Source organism: Micromonospora sp. NPDC002296 (assembly GCF_040296145.1).
GTDB lineage: Bacteria > Actinomycetota > Actinomycetes > Mycobacteriales > Micromonosporaceae > Micromonospora.
Window position 1 is genome coordinate 159,410 of record NZ_JBEOWQ010000007.1, and the last position, 17,436, is coordinate 176,845.

Consider the following 17,436-nt stretch of genomic DNA (forward strand, 5'->3'; position numbering starts at 1 on the left):
TGGCAACCTCGCGGGCCGGGGTGGGCGGTGTCATCCGCACCCGTGCCCGGTGTCCGCGCCCCTGCTGCGGCGGGGCGGGCCGGGCGGCCGGCGCCGGCGGTGAGCCTTCCCCCGCTGCGGTCCGGCCCGGGTGCAGGCTAACGTTGGTGTCCTGGTGTGCCGGGAAGTCTGGTCGGCGATGGATGACGCGACCCCTGCCGACGAGGAGACCCCGTGACCGACGCCCCCCGGCGCCGTACCAGCCTGTTCGCCCGACGCTCGTGGGGCGAGACCAGTCGCATCTCGGCCATCCTGCGCAAGGAGACCGTCGGCGGGGCGCTCCTGCTCGCCGGGGCACTGCTGGCCCTGACCTGGTCGAATTCGCCCTGGTCCGACGGATACCAGGCGTTGCGGGACCTCCGGTTCGGCCCGGCGGCGCTGCACCTGGACCTCAGCCTCGCCACCTGGGCCGCGGACGGCCTGCTGGCGATCTTCTTCTTCGTCGCCGGGCTGGAGCTCAAGCGCGAGTTCGTCGCCGGTGACCTGCGCGACCCGCGCCGGGCCGCGGTGCCGGTGGCCGCCGCCGCGGGCGGGGTGCTCGTGCCGGCAGTCCTCTACTCCCTGATCGCCGACGCCGACGCGGCGAAGGGCTGGGCGATCCCGACCGCGACCGACATCGCCTTCGCGCTGGCCGTGCTCGCCGTGGTCGGGCGGTTCCTGCCCGCGGCGCTGCGCACGTTCCTGCTCACCCTCGCCGTGGTCGACGACCTGCTGGCCATCGTCATCATCGCCGTGTTCTACACCTCCGACCTGGCCGTCGGGCCACTGCTGGGCGCGCTGGTCCCGCTGGCGGTCTTCGCCCTGCTGGTGCGGCGCCGGGTGCGCTCCTGGTGGCTGCTGCTGCCGTTGGCGGCGGCGACCTGGGCCCTGGTGCACGCCTCCGGGGTGCACGCCACCGTCGCCGGTGTGCTGCTGGCCTTCACCGTGCCGGTGCTCCGCAGCCGGGCCGCCGGCGGCCCGGACGCCGGTCCGGGCCTGGCCGAGCACTTCGAGCACCGGTTCCGCCCGCTCTCCGCCGGCGTCGCGGTGCCGGTCTTCGCGTTCCTGTCCGCCGGTGTCACCATCGGCGGACTCGCCGGGCTGGCCACCGCCCTGACCGACCGGGCGGCGGTCGGCGTCGTGGTCGGCCTGGTGCTCGGCAAGCCGATCGGCATCCTGCTGGCCACCTGGCTGGTGTCCCGCTTCACCCGGGCCGACCTCGACGAGGGGCTGAACTGGCTCGATGTTCTCGGCCTGGCGCTGCTGGGCGGGATCGGGTTCACCGTCTCGCTGCTGATCGGGGAGTTGGCCTTCGGGCTCGGCAGCGAGCGCGACGGCCACGTCAAGGTGGCGGTGCTCACCGGCTCCCTGGTCTCCGCCGTCCTGGCCACGGTGATCCTGCGCGGGCGCAGCCGGCTGTACCGGCAGGTGTACGAGGCCGAGAACGTCGACCTCGACCGCGACGGGGTGCCCGACGTCTACCAGCCGGAGCCCGGGCGGCCCGACGGCCGCTGAACCGCCGGACCCACACCCGCCCGGTCCGGTGGTCACCCCGGCGCCGGGCGGGCCAGGGTTCACCGCCCGGGGGTACGAACGGGTCGGGGGCGGTCCAGCAGGGCCTCGCGCCGGGTGTCGAAGACCGGGAAGACGCCGTCCAGTCGCATCGTGTGCAGCACGGTGCGGACGAACCGGGACGGGGCGGCGAGGCACAGCACGACGCCCCGGTCCCTGGCCTGCTGGCGCGCGCGCACCAGCAGGCCCAGTCCGGCCGGGTCGATCTGCGCCACGCCGTGCAGGTCCACGACGGCCCGCCCGTCGAACTCGACCGTGTCGTCGAGCGCGGCGCGCAGGGCGGCCTCGTCCCGGCCCGTGATCTCGTCGCAGTCGTCGACGTGGTCCAGACCGAGGGTCGGGGGGCCGGCCCAGCGGGGGCCACCCTCCGGACCGGCGATGCTGCACGGCGGGCAGCGGTGCGGGCCGACGGCGAAGGGCGAGCCGCTCCAGCCGTGCTCGGACACCAGCGTCCAGACGACCTCGGCGTCGGGCAGCACGCAGGCATGACCGGTGGTGGTGTCGCCGCAGTCGTCGCAGATCAGCGTCATCAGGCGATCGTCCGGTACGACGGTCATCCCGGGTTCCTCTCGTTGTCCGCTGCCCCGGTCGGCCCCGGAGGACGTCGGCCGGGTATCGGGGTGACACCGACCGAGCCGGCCCGGACCCGTCGGTCACCGCCTGGCGGAGGCACGGGGCCGCCGCGGCGTCCGGGCAACCGCAACCCTGCTACGTGGTTTTGGAGGGGATCTCCCAGTCGTATGACAGTTGTGTGACAAAACCGAAGGCCGCCGGATCGGCGGGGTTCGCGGCGGTGACGCCGCCGCCGAGGGCTCCCGTCGCCCCCCTGGTCCCGTCGCCTCAGGTTTCGCATTCGGGCCGGGGCGGGCATGGTGGTGGGAAGCCGTCGAAAGTGGACGGGACGGATCGCGGCGCTCGACGGCCGCGGGGCCCGCCCCGCTCACCAGGGGAGGGGACCGGTCCATGACCAGATCCAGGCTGGCCGGCGCGGCGCTCGCGCTTGTGCTCACTGCGACAGCCGGGTGCAGCTCCGGCGAGAGCGTCGACGTCGGCGGTGCCGTTGACCCGGGCGGCGGGGGCGCCGGGGGGACGCTCGCCGCGGCCATCGGCGGGGAACCGGACCAGCTCGACCCGCACAGGACCTCGGCCTACTACAGCTTCCAGGTGCTGGAGAACGTCTACGACACCCTGATCGAGCCGGGCGCGGACCTGCGCATGGGCCCGTCGCTGGCGACGAGATGGACCACCAGCGACGACCAGCTCACCTGGACCTTCACCCTCCGCGAGGGGGTCAGGTTCTCCGACGGATCGCCGCTGACCTCGGAGGACGTCGCCTACTCGTACAACCGGATCATCTCCGAGAAGCTGAACCAGGCGTACAAGTTCGAGACCGTGAAGTCGGTGGCCGCGCCGGCCCCGACCACCGTGGTCGTCACGCTCACCAAGCCCACCCCGAACCTGCTGGCCAACCTCGGCGGGTTCAAGGGCGTCGCGATCGTCGAGAAGTCCAACGTCGAGTCCGGGGCGGTCAAGACCAGGCCGGTCGGCAGCGGGCCGTTCGCGGTGGCCGGTTACACCTCCGGCGACAGCGTCAAGCTGGTCCGCAACGACGCCTACTGGGGCGGCCGGCCGAAGCTCGACGGGGTCACCTTCACCTTCGTCAAGGACCCCACCGTGGCGCTGCAGAACCTGCGCGGCGGCGAGGTCCAGTGGACCGACAACCTCCCGCCCCAGCAGGTCGCGGCGCTGAAGGAGAAAGGCGGCGACGTCACCGTCGAGTCGAGGCCCTCCACCGACTACTGGTACCTGGCACTCAACCAGGGCCGCAAGCCGTACGACGACGTGAACGTGCGCCGGGCGATCGCCTTCGCCCTGGACCGCGAGGCGATCACCAAGGCGGCCAAGTTCGGTCTGGCGAAGCCGAACCAGACCGCCATCCCCGAGGGCAGCTCCTGGTACCACGGGTACGCGCCGTACCGGCACGACCCGGCCCAGGCCCGGCAGCTGCTCGGGCGGGCCGGCGTGCGCGGGCTGACCATGGACCTGATGGTGACCAACGAGTACCCGGAGACGGTTGCCGCCGCCCAGGTGATCGCCGCCCAGCTCAAGGACGTCGGGATCACCGTCAGGATCCGCACCCTCGACTTCGCCCAGTGGCTCGACGAGCAGGGCAGGAGCAACTTCGACGCGTTCATGCTGGGCTGGCTCGGCAACATCGACCCGGACGAGTTCTACTACGCCCAGCACCGCACCGGCGCGACGTTCAACTTCCACAAGTACAGCAACCCGGCCGTCGACAAGCTCCTCGACGCCGGCCGGACCCAGACCGACCCGGCGGCCCGCAAGCGGACGTACGACCAGGCCGCGAAGCAGATCGTCGACGACGCCAGCTACCTCTACCTGTACAACCCCGAGGTGGTGCAGGGCTGGTCGAAGCGGGTGACCGGGTACCAGGTCCGCTCCGACCGGGCTGTCCGGTTCCGCGACGTCGGCCTCGACCGGTGAGCTGACGGGAGCCTCGCGTGGCACGCTTCGTCCTCCGTCGGCTGCTCCAGTCGGTCGTCGTCCTGCTGGGGGTGACGCTCGTCGTCTTCCTCCTGCTCCAACTGGTGCCGGGCGACCCGGTCCGGGTTGCCCTCGGCACCCGCTTCGACCAGCAGACCTACGACGCGCTGCGGGAGCGGTCGGGCCTCGACCGGCCGCTCGTCGCGCAGTACGTCAGCTACGTCGGCCACGCGCTGACCGGCGATCTCGGGGTCAGCTTCCGCAGCGGCCAGCCCGTCACCACCATCGTGCTGGAGCGGCTGCCGGCCACGCTGTCCCTGGCGGTGACCGCCGTGCTGCTCGCCCTGCTGGTCGCCTTCCCGCTGGGGGTGCTCTCCGCCGTGCGCAGCGGCTCGGCCCTCGACCACGCCGCCCGGGTGTTCAGCCAGTTCGGGGTGTCGGTGCCCGACTTCTGGATGGGCATCATGGGCATCCTGCTCTTCGCCGGGGTGCTCGGCTGGCTGCCGCCCTCGGGGTACGTGGCGCTGACCGAGGACCCGGCGGGGTGGGCGTCCCACGTGCTCCTCCCGGCCGCGGCGGTCGGGCTGGTCACCGCCTCGATCCTCACCCGGTTCATCCGCTCCTCGGTGCTGGAGGTGCTCTCCGAGGACTACGTGCGCACCGCCGAGGCGAAGGGGCTGCGTTCCCGGGTCGTGGTCGTCCGGCACGTGCTGCGCAACGCGCTGATCCCCGTGGTCACCGTGGTGGCGGTGCAGCTCGCCAGCCTGATCGGCGGGGTGATCGTGATCGAGGTGCTGTTCGCCTGGCCGGGCGTCGGGCGGCTCACCTACGACGCCGTCCAGGCCCGCGACTACCCGGTGCTCCAGGGCGCGGTGCTGTTCGTCGCCGCCCTGTTCCTGCTGATGAACCTGCTGGTGGACATCCTCTACGCCCGCCTCGACCCGCGGATCGGCGTCCGGTGAGCGGCCGGGAGAACGGCCCGGTGAGCGGCGCGGGGGACGGCACGCTGCGCCGGGCGCTGTCCGCGCTGCGGCACGACCCGCCGGCCGTCGTCGGCACCGTCGTCCTGTTCCTGCTGCTCGTGGTCGGGGTGGCCGGCCGTTGGCTGGCGCCGGACGGGGTCAACGACGTCGACGTCGACGGGATGCTCCGCCCGCCCAGCGCCGACCATCCCTTCGGCACCGACGAGCTGGGCCGCGACGTGCTCAGCCGGGTACTCGTCGCCGCCCGCGTGTCGTTGCAGGTGGGCCTGGTCAGCGTCGGCATCGCGCTGCTGGTCGGGGTCACCGTCGGGCTGCTCGCCGGCTGGTACCGGGGTTGGGTGGACAACGTCCTGATGCGCGGCATGGACGTGCTGTTCGCGTTCCCGGTGCTGCTGCTCGCCGTCGCGATCGTCGCCGTGCTGGGGCCGGGCCTGCTCACCGCGATGGTCGCGATCGGGGTGGTCTACACCCCGATCTTCGCCCGGGTCACCCGCGCGGGGGTGCTCTCGGTGCGGGAGCAGGTCTTCGTCCGGGCGGCGGTGTCGATCGGGGCGTCCGACGCCCGGATCATCCGCCGCCACGTGCTGCCCAACATCGCCGCGCCGCTGATCGTGCAGACGTCGCTGTCCCTCGCGTTCGCCATCCTGTCGGAGGCGGCCCTGTCCTTCCTCGGCCTCGGCATCCAGCCGCCCGACCCGGCGTGGGGCCGGATGCTCTACGACGGACGCGGGTTCGTCACCGAGGCGTGGTGGCTCGGCGTGTTCCCCGGCGCCGCCATCTTCCTCACCGTGCTCGCCTTCAACCTGGTCGGCGACGCGCTGCGGGACGTGCTGGACCCGCGTCAGCTCACCGTCGGCGAGGCGAGGAGGAGCAGGGCATGAGCGAGCGGACGGGAACCCCGGCACAGTCCGGCCGCGACCCCGGCGCGGCCCCCCGCGACGCCGGCGCCGTGACCGACGCCGGGCCGGTGCTGGCCATCGAGGACCTGACGGTGACGATCGGCACCCGCCGGGGCCCGGCCCGGGCGGTCGCCGGCGTCGACTGGTCGGTGCGGGCCGGGCAGACCCTCGCCCTGGTCGGCGAGTCCGGCAGCGGCAAGAGCATGACCGTGCTCGCCGCCACCGGACTGGCCCCCCGTACGGCCCGGGTCACCGGCCGGGTCCGGCTGCTCGGCGAGGAGCTGACCGCGCTGCCCGAGCAGCGCCGCCGCCGGCTGCGCGGCCGACACGTCGGCTTCGTCTTCCAGGACCCGATGACCTCGCTCAACCCGGTGCTGACCGTGGGCCGGCAGGTGACCGAGGCATGCGAGGAGCACCTGGGCATGACCCGCCGCCAGGCCCGGGAACGGGCCGTGGAGCTGCTCGACCTGGTCGGCATCCCGTCGCCGCGGCAGCGGGTGGACGCGTACCCGCACCAGTTCTCCGGCGGGATGCGCCAGCGGGTCGTCATCGCCATGGCGCTTTCCTGCGAGCCGGCCCTGCTGATCGCCGACGAGCCGACCACCGCGCTCGACGTCACCACCCAGGCGCAGATCGTCGAGTTGGTCGCCGACCTGCGCCGCAGGCTCGGCACCGCCGTCGTCTGGATCACCCACGATCTCGGCGTGGTCGCCGGGGTCGCCGACACCGTCGCCGTGATGTACGGGGGGCGGATCGTCGAGCAGGGTCCGGTCGACGCCGTGTTCGACGCGCCGTCTCACCCGTACACCCGGGCGCTGCTGGCGGCCCGGCCCGGCCCTGGCCTTCGGGACGGGGACCTGCCGGCGATCCAGGGGTCGCCGCCGAGCCCCCTCGAACTGCCTGCCGGGTGCGCGTTCTGGCCCCGCTGCCCGGTGCGGGGCGACGCCCGCTGCGAGCACGAGCTGCCGCCCCTGGTCCCGGTCGCCCCCGGTCACCAGGTGCGCACCTTCTACCCGCTCTCGGAGGACGCATGACCGCCGACGCCGCAGCCCCGGTCGCCGACCCGGGGGAGATCGTCGCCGAGCTCGACCAGCTCCGGGTGTGGTTCCCCGTGCCCGGCGGCGCCGCCGTCCGCGCCGTCGACGGGGTTTCGCTGCACATCCGGCGGGGCGAGACGCTCGGGCTGGTCGGCGAGTCGGGCAGCGGCAAGTCGACCGCCGGCCTGGCGCTGCTGCGCCTGGTCGACGCGACCTGCGGGTCGGTCCGGGTGGGTGGCCGGGACGTGACGTGGTGGTCCCGCCGCCAGTTGCGCGGACTGCGCCGCCGGGTGGCCATGGTGTTCCAGGACCCGCAGGCGTCGCTGGATCCCCGCCGCACGATCGGCGCGAGCGTCGCCGAGCCGCTGGTGGTGCACCGGCTCGTCGACTCCGCGGAGGCCCGTCGCCGGCGGGTCGCGGAGCTGTTGGAGATGGTCGGCCTGCGCGCCGACCTCGCCGGCCGGCACCCACACGAGCTGTCCGGTGGGCAGCGCCAGCGGGTCGGCATCGCCCGGGCGCTGGCCGGGGAACCCGACCTGATCGTCCTCGACGAGCCGATCGCCTCGCTCGACCTGAGCGTGCAGGCGCAGATCATGAACCTGCTGAGCGGGCTCCAGCGCGACCTCGGGCTGACCTACCTGTTCATCGCGCACGACCTGGCGGCCGTCGAGCACATGAGCGACCGGGTCGCCGTGATGTACCTGGGCCGGATCGTGGAGACCGGCACGCCCGAGCAGCTGTACGGCCAGCCCGCCCACCCGTACACCGCCGCGCTGCTGTCGGCCGTCCCCGTGGCCGACCCGAAGGTGGAGCGGCACCGTCGGCGGATCATCCTCAGCGGCGACATCCCCAGCCCGGTCGACCCGCCGAGCGGCTGCCGGTTCCGGACCCGGTGCCCGCAGGCCCGCCCCGACTGCGCCGAGAGCGACCCCGCGCTGGTCGAGGTCGCCGCCGGGCACGAGGCCGCCTGCCGGTACGCGGGGGAGGCCGTCCGTGCGATGCGGGCCGACCCCGACCATTGATAAATCCAACAGTCTGGATGTATATCTTCTCTGCACCGTCGCCACGAGCCGGCGGTCGGACCATGCAGAGGAGCCCGCGTGCACACTCCTACCCTCCGCCGCGCCGCGCTTGCGGCCGGCCTGGCGGCGGCCGTCCTGGCCGCCCCGGTGGACACCCCCGCGTACGCCTTTCCCGAGCACCGGGGCCCCGCGCCCACCGCCGCCCCGGCCGGTGCCGTCCTCTCGGTCACCGACGGGCTGGCCCGCCGGCTCGCCGGGGTGCTCGACGACCCGGCGACGACCCGGGGGGTCCTCGCGGCCACCGCCGACGGCCCGGCCGACCTGCTCGCCGTGCCGGGCCTGTCCGGCGAGGCGCGGGCCGCGAACCGGCGGGTGCTCGCGGCCAAGGGCCTGCCGGCGACGGCCGGGTCACTGCTGCGGCTGCGCTGGGCCACCCCGGACATGCGTGCCGCGGCGACCCGGGGCGCGGTTCCGCTGGTGGCGGCGACCCCCACCGACGACGCCCTGACCAGCGTCACCGCCTACGACCGGGGGGCCCGGTCGGTGCGGCTGGACGCCGCCCGGATTCCCGCCCGCCCGGTGCTGCTGGTGGAGGTCGACACCGGCCGGGCGCTGTCCGCCGGCCTGGAGTTGATGCGCGGGGAGCTGGCCCGCCGGGGCGTCACCGACACCGCCGCCGCGCGGGCGGCGACCACCGCGCGGACCGCGGCGGCGTCCGGCTACTGGGCCACCAAGGTCGACGCGGTACGGCTCAACGACGACAAGGAGCCCTGGCTCAAGGGCGACGCCGAGGTCTACAGCCTCGTGGCCGGGTTCGGGCTCGACGGCAAGCCCACGGTCGACCTGGTCCAGATGCCCTACCTCGACCACGACGGCACGACCTACCACCCGAACCAGCTCCTGGTGCACTTCTCGGCCTACAAGTACAACCTGGCCGACGTGGTGATGATGGAGGACGACGGCGACACCAACTACAAGGCCCTGGTCCAGGCGATCGTCGGCGCGCTGCTGGTGATCGTGGACGGCGGGGTGTACCAGCCGCTGGTGAGCGCGATCCTCGACGCCATTCCGACCTCCTGGTACACCGACGATCCGGACTACGTGGACTCCTGGTACACCCTGTCCACCGCCAGCAGCGGCCGGCTGGGCGGCGCGGCCGGCAACGGCTGGTTCGACGTATCCCCGTACTACGTGCAGCCGCTCTGACCACGACGCACCCGGTGGGCCGCCGAACGCGGGCGGTCCCACCGGGTGCGGGTGGCGGGCTCAGCTGGTGGGGAAGTTGTCCGGGGTGCGGATCCGGTTGCGCATGAAGGTGCCGGACTCGGTCAGTACGGAGGGGCCGGTGTACGTCCCGCCGTAGCAGGTGCCCGGGCGGTACGCGGCGCTGCCCTCGTCGGCGTCCGAGAACGTCCAGTTGGCGTAGCTGATCTTCAGCCGGTCCAGCAGGTCCAGCCAGGCGGTGCTGCTGGCCGCGTCCACGGCGCCGCCACCGGTGTACGTGACGGTGCCGAACTCGGTGACGAACATGGGCAGCCGGGCGGCGGCGCGCTCCAGTTCGGCGCGGTAGCTGTCCCTGTGCGACGCGGCGTAGAAGTGGAACGCGTACATGATGTTGCCGGCGTTCACCGGGTTGTTGACGACCTCGGTGGAGTTACCGCCCTCGGAGACCCCGAGCGAGGACCAGGCGCGGGTGCCGACGACGACGACAGCGTCCGGGTCGTTGGCGCGGATGACCGGGATGACCTGCTCGGCGTAGTTCTTGATGGTGGACCAGCTCACGCCGTTGGGCTCGTTGGTGATCTCGTAGATGACGTTGTTCTTGCCGGCGTGCCGGGCCGACACGGCGGCGAAGAACGTCTTGGCCCGCTCCAGGTTGAACATCGGGTCACCGGGGGTCAGCGTGTGGAAGTCGACCAGCGCGTACATGCCGCGCTCGGTGGCCTCGTCGACCAGCGTGTTGACCCGGTTGGTGAAGCCGGCGGGGTCGGTCTCGTAGCCGTCCTCCTGCACGTACATCGAGACGCGCAGCAGGTCGGCCAGCCAGTCCTTGGACAGCGCGTCGAGGGACGCGTCGTTGTAGCACTGGGAGAACCACTGCAGGCCGTGGGTGCTCATGCCCCGCAGCTGGATCGGCTTGCCGTACTGGTTGCACAGGTTGACCCCGCACACCCGGAGCTGGCCGTTGATCGCCACGGGCGTCGTGCCACCCGGCGGCGGCGTGGTGGGCGGGGGCGTCGTCGGCGGGGGAGTGGTCGGCGGCGGGGTGGTGGGCGGCGGGGTGGTGGGCGTCGTCCCGCCCGTGCACACCGTGCCGTTGAGCGTGAACGACGTCGGCGCCGGGTTGCTGCTCGTCCAGGAGCCGTTGAAGCCGATGGTGGTGCTCGCTCCGGTGGCCAGCGAGCCGTTGTAGCTCAGGCTCTGCGCGGTGACGGCGCTGCCGGTCTGGTTGAAGGTGGCCGACCAGCCCTGCACCACCCGCTGTCCGGAGTGGGGGAAGCTGAAGCCGAGGGTCCAGCCGTTGACCGCGGCCCCGAGGTTCTTGACGGTGACCGAGGCGGTGAACCCGCCGGCCCAGCTGTTGGTCGTGTAGGTGACGGCGCAGCCGGTGGCCGCCATGGCGTTGGTGGCCGGCAGGACCGCCGTCGCGCCCAGGGCCAGCGCGCCGACGGCGCCTGCCACGGCCAGGTGTCGTCGGGACGGGCGGGGGACTCTCTTCATCGGACCGTCTCTTCCGTCGGGGGTGGTGGGGCGGGGCCCGGGACGGGGGTCGCCCCGGCGGTGGGGGATGTGGTGCGGGACGTGCCTACGCGCGCATCCGCCGGCGGACCGGCGAAGGCCTCGGGAGCGCTCCCACGGCAGCTTAGAGGCGTCCGTAACCTTCATGCAACATGTCGATACATCGAAGTCCGGGTACCCCGCTGCCCGGTTCGGCGACCCGCGGGCGCCGGCCGGCGTCGGGCGGGTGCCGTGCGGCGTCGCGGTCAGCGGGCGCGCGTGCTGTGTCGGACGATCAGCGGGGTGGCGAGCTCGATGCGGTGGCTGCCCAGTTCCTCGCCGTCCATCAGGTTGAGCAGCATCCGGGCGGCCATCCCCGCCATCTCTGTCAACGGCTGGCGGACGGTGGTCAGCGGCGGCACCGCCCACCGCGCGGCGTCCAGGTCGTCGAAGCCGACGACGCTCATGTCGTCGGGCACCCGCAGCCCGCGCTCGTAGAGGGCCTCGTACGCCCCCCAGGCCATCTCGTCGGAGCACGCGAAGATCGCGGTGGGCGGCCGGGGCAGGTCGAGCAGGGCGTTCGTCTCCCGATAGCCCGACGGGGAGGTGAAGTCCCCGGTGCGGACGTAGCCGGCGGGGATCCGCCGCTCGGCGGCGTCCATGGCGGCGCGGTACCCGTCGACCCGGGCCCGGCTGCACGGCACGGCGGCCGGCCCGCCGATCACGGCGATCCGCTGGTGCCCGAGACCGAGCAGGTGCTCGGTGGCGGCGCGTCCGCCCGCCCAGTTCGTGGCGCCGACGGAGGGGATGTCCGCCCCGGGTTGCCCGGCCGGGTCGATGATCACCACCGGGATGCTCAGCTCGTCGAGCTCCCCGCGCTGGCCGGTCGAGATGTCGGACAGCACGAGGAGCACGCCGTCGCAGCGCCGGGCGGCGAGCTGCTCGGTCCACCGGTGGTCGGGGCGGTTGCGGTGCCGGCCGTGCACCGCGGAGACCACCACGCCGAACCCGGCGCGGTAGGCGAACTCCTCCACCCCGTCGATGATCTGCATCGCCCACGGGCTGCCCAGGTCCCGCAGCACCAGGTCGATCAGCCCGGCCCGGGCAGCCGGCCGGCTGGACCCGCGCGCGGTGTAGCCACGCTCGTCGAGCAGCGTCTGCACTCGCCGGCGGGTGTCCGGCGCGACGTCGGGGCGGTCGTTGAGCACCTTCGAGACGGTGGGGACCGACACGCCGGCGGCGCGCGCGATCTCCGCCAGCGTCGCCCGCCGCTGCTCCATGACATCTCCCTCACGAGGTCGGCCCGGCCGCAGCATATCCCGAAACTTTCGGCGGTCGGCCCTCCCGGAACCGGTGCCGCTCCCGTCGTCGCGGCCCTCTCCACCACTCGCCCGGCAGCCGAAACATTTCCGAAACCCACGGTCGCCCGGGGCCGTCCCCGGACCTCAAGCGCCAGTACCCTGGCGACGACGTGGGTGAGCGCCGGCGTGGGGCACGAGGTTGACGACACGCGCCCCGGGGCGGAACCCGGTTGCGTGCTGACCGGTGGTTCTGGGTAGGGTTCGCGCCATGTCGAGCCCCGAGGCATCCAAGGTGGGGGCTTTCGGTCACGCCGTCAGCCCCCTGAACCGCTGAGTTCACAGCCCGCTTCCCAGCAGTCGTGCTGCCTGGGACATCTGCGCGCGTCCTCGGGGTGCTGGCCGCGGTGACGAGACGTCTCCTCGTTTCCTCTCACCTCGGAGCTCTTGATGCCTCTGCCGCTCTACCTGCTTGCCGTGGCGGTCTTCGCCATGGGCACCTCGGAGTTCATGCTCGCCGGCCTGGTACCGGACATCGCCACGAGCCTCGACGTGTCGGTCGGGACCGCCGGGCTTCTGACCTCGGCGTTCGCGGTCGGGATGATCGTCGGTGCGCCGCTGATGGCGGCGCTGGCGCGCTGGTGGCCTGCCCGGGCCAGTCTGCTGGGCTTCGTGCTGGTTTTCGCCGTGGCCCACGTCGCGGGCGCCCTCACCACGAGTTTCGCGGTTCTGGCTGTCACCCGGGTGATCGCCGCCCTGGCCAACGCGGGCTTCCTGGCCGTGGCACTGAGCACGGCGGCCACGCTCGTCGCATCTGATCGGAAAGGGCGTGCGCTGGCGGTGCTGCTCTCGGGTACGACGGTGGCCACCATCGCCGGGGTTCCCGGCGGTGCGGTGCTCGGCACGGTGCTCGGCTGGCGGGCGACCTTCTGGGCGATCGCACTGCTCTGCCTTCCCGCTGCCTTCGGCGTCGCGAAGGGCATCCCGGCCCGGGTCGGAAGGACCCCTCGGGACACTCGGGCCGGCTCGTCTCTTCGGCACGAGATCGCCCAACTCGCGATGCCCAAGCTGGTCCTCGTCATGCTGCTCGGTGCCCTGGTCAACGCTGCCACCTTCGCCACGTTCACCTTCCTGACACCGATCGTGACCGACACCGCCGGCCTGGGCGAGCTGTGGGTCTCGGTCGTGCTGGTGCTCTTCGGTGCGGGGTCCTTCGTCGGCGTCACCCTCGCGGGACGGCTCTCCGATCAGCGTCCCGGCATCGTGATCGCTGTCGGTGGCCCGTTGCTGTTGCTGGGCTGGGTCGCGTTGGCGGCCCTGGCTGCCCAGCCGGTGGCGCTTCTGCTCCTCGTGTTCGTGCAGGGCACGCTTTCCTTCGCGCTGGGCGGCACCCTGATCGCCAGGGTGCTCCATGAGGCAGCAGGCGCCCCCACCATGGGAGGGTCGTATGCGACTGCGGCGCTCAACATCGGTGCCGCCGGCGGCCCCGTCGTCGCGGCAGCGACCCTCGGGACCGATGCTGGCGATCTCGGCCCGGTGTGGGCCAGCGGCCTCCTCGTGGCGGTCGCACTGCTCATCGGCCTGCCGCTGCGGCGATTCATCGCACCCCGCGTCGGCCAGGCGATTCGATGACCCACGCGAACGCTCGGTCGAGGGTCGAGGGTCGAGGAACGAGGGCCGGCGGTGACTGATCGAGCGTTGCCGAACATGTCGCGAGCGGGTGAGCGGAGGATGTCATGAGCGTTTCCCCGGGGCCGGGGGACCGGTACGTCGTCGGTGTCGACTACGGCACGCTGTCGGGTCGGGCGCTGGTGGTGCGCGTCGGCGACGGCGCCGAGCTGGGCACGGCGGTGCACGACTACCGGCACGGCGTGATGGAGTCGGCGCTCGCCGTCGACGGGCGGGCGCTGCCGGCGGACTGGGCCCTGCAGGACCCGCAGGACTACCGCGACGTGCTGCGACACGCGGTCCCGGCCGCCCTGGCCGCCGGCGGCGTCGACCCGCGTCGCGTCGTCGGCGTCGGCATCGACTTCACGGCCTGCACGGTGCTGCCCACCCTGGCCGACGGCACCCCGCTGTGCGAGCTGCCCGAGCTGCGCACCCGCCCGCACGCCTGGGTCAAGCTGTGGAAGCACCACGCCGCCCAGCCCCAGGCCGACCGGATCAACGCCCTGGCCCACGCCCGCGGCGAGCCGTGGATCGGCCGCTACGGCGGGAAGGTCTCCGCCGAGTGGCAGTTCGCCAAGGGCCTGCAACTGCTGGAGGAGGACCCGGAGGTCTACCACCGGGCCGAGCGGTGGATCGAGGCCGCCGACTGGATCGTCTGGCAGCTCTGCGGCGTCGAGACCCGCAACGTGTGCGCCGCCGGCTACAAGGGCCTCCACCAGGACGGCCGGTACCCGTCCCGGGACTACCTGGCCGCCCTGCACCCCGGCTTCGCCGACTTCGTCGCCAAGATCGATGGTCCGCTCGCCCCGCTGGGTGCCCGGGCCGGCGGGCTGACCGCGCGGGCCGCGGCGTGGACCGGCCTGCCCGAGGGTGTCACCGTGGCGGTCGGCAACATCGACGCCCACGTCACCGCCGCCGCCGCGCAGGCCCTCGACCCGGGCCGGCTGGTCGTCATCATGGGCACCTCCACCTGCCACATGGTCAACGCCACCGAGCCGGCCGAGGTGGCCGGCATGTGCGGCGTCGTGGACGGCGGGATCAGCGCCGGCTCCTGGGGCCACGAGGCCGGCCAGAGCGCCGTCGGAGACATCTTCGGCTGGTACGTCGCGCACGCCGCCCCCGCCGGCTATGCCTCGCACGAGGTGCTGACCGCTGCCGCCGCCGCCCAGCCCGTCGGCGCGCACGGCCTGGTGGCGCTGGACTGGTGGAACGGCAACCGCTCCCCGTTGGTCAACCACGACCTCAGCGGGCTGATCGTCGGGCTCACCCTGGCCACCCGGCCGCCGGACGTCTACCGTGCCCTGCTGGAGTCCACCGCGTACGGCACCCGCATGATCATCGAGGCGTACGCCGAGGCGGGCGTGCCGGTCGACGAGCTGATCGTGGCCGGAGGGCTCACCGCCAACGCCCTGTTGATGCAGATCTACGCCGACGTCACGAAGCGTCCGCTGGGCATCATCGGCTCCGTGCAGGGGCCGGCACTGGGCTCGGCGATCCACGCGGCGGTCGCCGCCGGCGCGTACCCCGACGTGCCGGCCGCCTCGGCGGCGATGGGCCGGGTCGACCGCGACGTGTACCGGCCCGACCCGGAGCGGGCCCGCGCCTACGACGCGCTGTACGCCGAGTACCGGCGGCTGCACGACCACTTCGGCCGGGGCGGCGACGACGTGCTGTTGCGCCTGCGCGCCATCCGCAACGCCGCCCGGCGGGCAACCGACCACGACCCGGCCGGGTAGGCGGCGGTCCCCTCGGGGCGCTGGCATGAGCCGAAGCCGCGCGCCGAGGCGGCGCGGCCCACCGCTCGGATCGCGCGGCCGACGCTCCCGGCCGGGGCGCCGCGACGAGTCGACTCTGCCCGGTGCTGTCCGGGAAACCACCGGACAGCACCGGCCTCCGCGATGCTGGATCGACCTGGTCACCGTCCGATTACCACAACAGGTGAGGAGCTGTAGTGATCGAAGCAAGCGGAAAGACGCAGTCGGGAAGCCTGCCCGGCAGGTCACGCGATCGCCGGGGGACCCTGCGTGTCGCGCTGGAGTCGCTGCTCGGTGTGTTCCTGGCCGGCAGCCTGCTGCTGCTCGGCGCCGGAGCAGCCCAGGCCGGTGCCGGCACGCCGCAGGATCGGGGGAGTGCGACACCAGGGACCCAGGCGATCGACTACTACGAGTTCCGAGCGCGGCACAGTGACAAGTGCCTGGACGTGGCGAACGCCAGCATCGCCCACGGCACGCCGGTCGTGCAGGGCAACTGCTGGGGCGGGACGAACCAGCACTGGCGGTGGATCGCGGTCGGGAACGGCTACTACGAGATCCGGGCGCAGCACAGTGACAAGTGCCTGGACGTGGCGAACGCCAGCACCGCCCACGGCGCACCGGTCGTGCAGGGCAACTGCTGGGGTGGGACGAACCAGCACTGGCGTTTCGTCCTGCTCTCCAACGGCTTCTACGAGATCCGGGCGCGGCACAGTGACAAGTGCCTGGACGTGGCGAACGCCAGCACCGCCCACGCCGCCAGGGTCGTGCAGGGTGACTGTTGGGGTGGGACCAACCAGCACTGGCGGCTGGCGTACGCCGGAACCTGGGGCTGATCCCGACGGTGCCCCTGTGGTGGGTCAGGCTCCGCGCTCGTGGCGGGGCCTGACCCCCGTCGGTGGCGGTCGTCGTTCGACGCGGCTCGCGTACGCCCGTTCCGGCGCGCGGCGTCGCCGGTCGGTGCCCTCGGTAGGGTGGGGCCATGCTCGACGTACCCCGGCCGGCGTCGACCGAGATTCGACCGGGGCACCGGGCCGGGCCGCCAGGGCCGGCCGGGTGGTGCCTACGGGTCGTCCGGTCGCGGCTCTTCGAGGTCGCCATCGTCGTGCTCATCCTGGCCAACGGGGTGGTGCTCGGCGTCGAGACATACCGCGACCTGGGGCCGGTGCTGCAATGGTTGGAGTGGGTCTTCCGGGCCGCCTTCGTCGCCGAGATCGCCGTCCGGGTGCTGGCCTACGGTCGCCGGCCGCAGGACTTTCTCCGGCACGGCTGGAACGTCTTCGACTTCCTGGTGATCGCGGCGATCTTCGTGCCGGGCCTGCACGGCGACTCCGCGCTGCTGCGCGTCGTACGGGTCGCCCGGATGGTGCGGCTGGTGCGGTTCTCGCCCGGGCTGCGCACCATCGTCGCGGCGCTGTGGCGCAGCCTGCCGGGCGTCGCGGGCTTCCTCGCGCTGGCCGGGGTGACCCTCTACGTGTACGGGATGGCCGGCTGGCTCATCTTCGGCGAGGCCCAGCCGGAGCAGTACGGCGACATCGGACGGTCGCTGCTGACCCTGTTCGTGCTGCTGTCCCTGGAGACGCTGCCGGACCTCGTCGAGCAGGGCATGGTCCTGTCCCCGTGGACCCTGGTCTACTACGTCAGCTACGTCATCATCGCCGTGAACCTGCTGCTCAACATCCTGATCGCGGTCATCGTCAACTCGATGGAGGAGGCCCGCCGGCTGGAGATGACCGAGCGGCTCGGGCCCGGCTACGACGAGGACGGCGACGGAGTGCCCGACGAGGTGGACCGGATCGCGCTCACCCAGCGGCTGGACGACCTGCGGGCCGTCATCGGCGAGCTGGAGCGGGAGCTGCGCATCGACCGGGACGACCGGCCCCCCGACCCCGCCGCGACCCGGGGTGAGGGCTCGCGGGGCGGTGAACGGAATCACCGGCCCGGAAGAGGTCCGGGCCGGTGATT

At 73.1% G+C, this 17,436-nt stretch carries 14 protein-coding genes; 11 read left to right on the forward strand and 3 right to left on the reverse strand.

From position 1 onward, the window contains the following. Positions 1–213 precede the first annotated feature (213 nt). Entirely contained in the window at positions 214–1,533 is a 1,320-nt protein-coding gene (gene nhaA / locus ABT023_RS08825) for a Na+/H+ antiporter NhaA (protein ID WP_350883244.1), read from the forward strand. Positions 1,534–1,592: 59 nt separating this feature from the next. Here nhaA and ABT023_RS08830 read toward each other — a convergent pair whose 3' ends face one another. Next, a complete protein-coding gene (locus ABT023_RS08830) occupies positions 1,593–2,147 on the reverse strand; it encodes an STAS domain-containing protein (protein WP_350883246.1) in 555 nt (184 codons plus the stop codon). Positions 2,148–2,553: 406 nt separating this feature from the next. Here ABT023_RS08830 and ABT023_RS08835 point away from each other — a divergent pair, with 406 nt between their 5' ends. The 6 genes from ABT023_RS08835 (at position 2,554) to ABT023_RS08860 (ending at position 9,242) form a co-directional block, all read left to right on the forward strand. Then, the gene (locus ABT023_RS08835; RefSeq protein WP_350883248.1) at positions 2,554–4,095 is read left to right on the forward strand and encodes an ABC transporter substrate-binding protein; all 1,542 of its coding nucleotides are present in this window, start codon (positions 2,554–2,556) and stop codon (positions 4,093–4,095) included. Between the two features lie 17 nt (positions 4,096–4,112). After that, positions 4,113–5,057 carry an ABC transporter permease gene (locus ABT023_RS08840; protein ID WP_350883250.1) on the forward strand — a complete coding sequence of 315 codons (945 nt, stop codon included), beginning with the start codon at positions 4,113–4,115 and terminating at the stop codon, positions 5,055–5,057. 20 nt (positions 5,058–5,077) lie between these two features. Beyond that, positions 5,078–5,959 carry an ABC transporter permease gene (locus ABT023_RS08845; protein ID WP_350883344.1) on the forward strand — a complete coding sequence of 294 codons (882 nt, stop codon included), beginning with the start codon at positions 5,078–5,080 and terminating at the stop codon, positions 5,957–5,959. Beyond that, complete coding sequence (locus ABT023_RS08850; RefSeq protein ID WP_502890619.1) at positions 5,956–7,011, forward strand: ABC transporter ATP-binding protein; 1,056 nt, start codon at positions 5,956–5,958, stop codon at positions 7,009–7,011. Before ABT023_RS08845 ends, ABT023_RS08850 begins: the two co-directional genes overlap by 4 nt. Continuing rightward, a complete protein-coding gene (locus tag ABT023_RS08855) occupies positions 7,008–8,036 on the forward strand; it encodes an ABC transporter ATP-binding protein (protein WP_350883252.1) in 1,029 nt (342 codons plus the stop codon). Before ABT023_RS08850 ends, ABT023_RS08855 begins: the two co-directional genes overlap by 4 nt. 78 nt (positions 8,037–8,114) lie before the next feature. Next, positions 8,115–9,242 carry a DUF3103 family protein gene (locus tag ABT023_RS08860; protein ID WP_350883254.1) on the forward strand — a complete coding sequence of 376 codons (1,128 nt, stop codon included), beginning with the start codon at positions 8,115–8,117 and terminating at the stop codon, positions 9,240–9,242. A gap of 60 nt (positions 9,243–9,302) precedes the next feature. Here the strand turns inward: ABT023_RS08860 and ABT023_RS08865 are convergent, their stop codons facing one another. Together ABT023_RS08865 and ABT023_RS08870 are read right to left on the reverse strand one after the other, a co-directional pair. After that, complete coding sequence (locus ABT023_RS08865) at positions 9,303–10,757, reverse strand: cellulase family glycosylhydrolase (protein ID WP_350883256.1); 1,455 nt, start codon at positions 10,755–10,757, stop codon at positions 9,303–9,305. Between the two features lie 263 nt (positions 10,758–11,020). After that, positions 11,021–12,034, reverse strand: coding sequence for a LacI family DNA-binding transcriptional regulator (locus ABT023_RS08870; RefSeq protein ID WP_350883258.1), 1,014 nt, complete (start codon positions 12,032–12,034; stop codon positions 11,021–11,023). A 468-nt stretch (positions 12,035–12,502) separates the two neighbouring features. Between ABT023_RS08870 and ABT023_RS08875 the strand changes: the two genes are divergently transcribed. From ABT023_RS08875 to ABT023_RS08890, 4 genes are all read left to right on the forward strand, one after another. Further along, positions 12,503–13,684 carry a Cmx/CmrA family chloramphenicol efflux MFS transporter gene (locus ABT023_RS08875; protein WP_350883260.1) on the forward strand — a complete coding sequence of 394 codons (1,182 nt, stop codon included), beginning with the start codon at positions 12,503–12,505 and terminating at the stop codon, positions 13,682–13,684. 104 nt (positions 13,685–13,788) lie between these two features. Then, the gene (gene araB / locus ABT023_RS08880) at positions 13,789–15,456 is read left to right on the forward strand and encodes a ribulokinase (RefSeq protein WP_350883262.1); all 1,668 of its coding nucleotides are present in this window, start codon (positions 13,789–13,791) and stop codon (positions 15,454–15,456) included. A gap of 215 nt (positions 15,457–15,671) precedes the next feature. After that, positions 15,672–16,307 carry an RICIN domain-containing protein gene (locus ABT023_RS08885; RefSeq protein WP_350883264.1) on the forward strand — a complete coding sequence of 212 codons (636 nt, stop codon included), beginning with the start codon at positions 15,672–15,674 and terminating at the stop codon, positions 16,305–16,307. A 146-nt stretch (positions 16,308–16,453) separates the two neighbouring features. Beyond that, on the forward strand, positions 16,454–17,434 hold the full coding sequence (locus ABT023_RS08890) for an ion transporter (RefSeq protein ID WP_350883266.1): 981 nt from the start codon (positions 16,454–16,456) through the stop codon (positions 17,432–17,434). Positions 17,435–17,436: the final 2 nt, after the last annotated feature.

Excerpts from the sequence above, each read along its gene's own strand:
- ABT023_RS08830 (WP_350883246.1), bottom strand. The coding sequence starts at position 2,147 with ATGACCGTCGTACCGGACGATCGCCTGATGACGCTGATCTGCGACGAC.
- ABT023_RS08835 (WP_350883248.1), top strand. The coding sequence starts at position 2,554 with ATGACCAGATCCAGGCTGGCCGGCGCGGCGCTCGCGCTTGTGCTCACT.
- ABT023_RS08850 (WP_502890619.1), top strand. The coding sequence starts at position 5,956 with ATGAGCGAGCGGACGGGAACCCCGGCACAGTCCGGCCGCGACCCCGGC.
- ABT023_RS08855 (WP_350883252.1), top strand. The coding sequence starts at position 7,008 with ATGACCGCCGACGCCGCAGCCCCGGTCGCCGACCCGGGGGAGATCGTC.
- ABT023_RS08865 (WP_350883256.1), bottom strand. The coding sequence starts at position 10,757 with ATGAAGAGAGTCCCCCGCCCGTCCCGACGACACCTGGCCGTGGCAGGC.
- ABT023_RS08870 (WP_350883258.1), bottom strand. The coding sequence starts at position 12,034 with ATGGAGCAGCGGCGGGCGACGCTGGCGGAGATCGCGCGCGCCGCCGGC.
- ABT023_RS08875 (WP_350883260.1), top strand. The coding sequence starts at position 12,503 with ATGCCTCTGCCGCTCTACCTGCTTGCCGTGGCGGTCTTCGCCATGGGC.
- araB (WP_350883262.1), top strand. The coding sequence starts at position 13,789 with ATGAGCGTTTCCCCGGGGCCGGGGGACCGGTACGTCGTCGGTGTCGAC.
- ABT023_RS08890 (WP_350883266.1), top strand. The coding sequence starts at position 16,454 with ATGCTCGACGTACCCCGGCCGGCGTCGACCGAGATTCGACCGGGGCAC.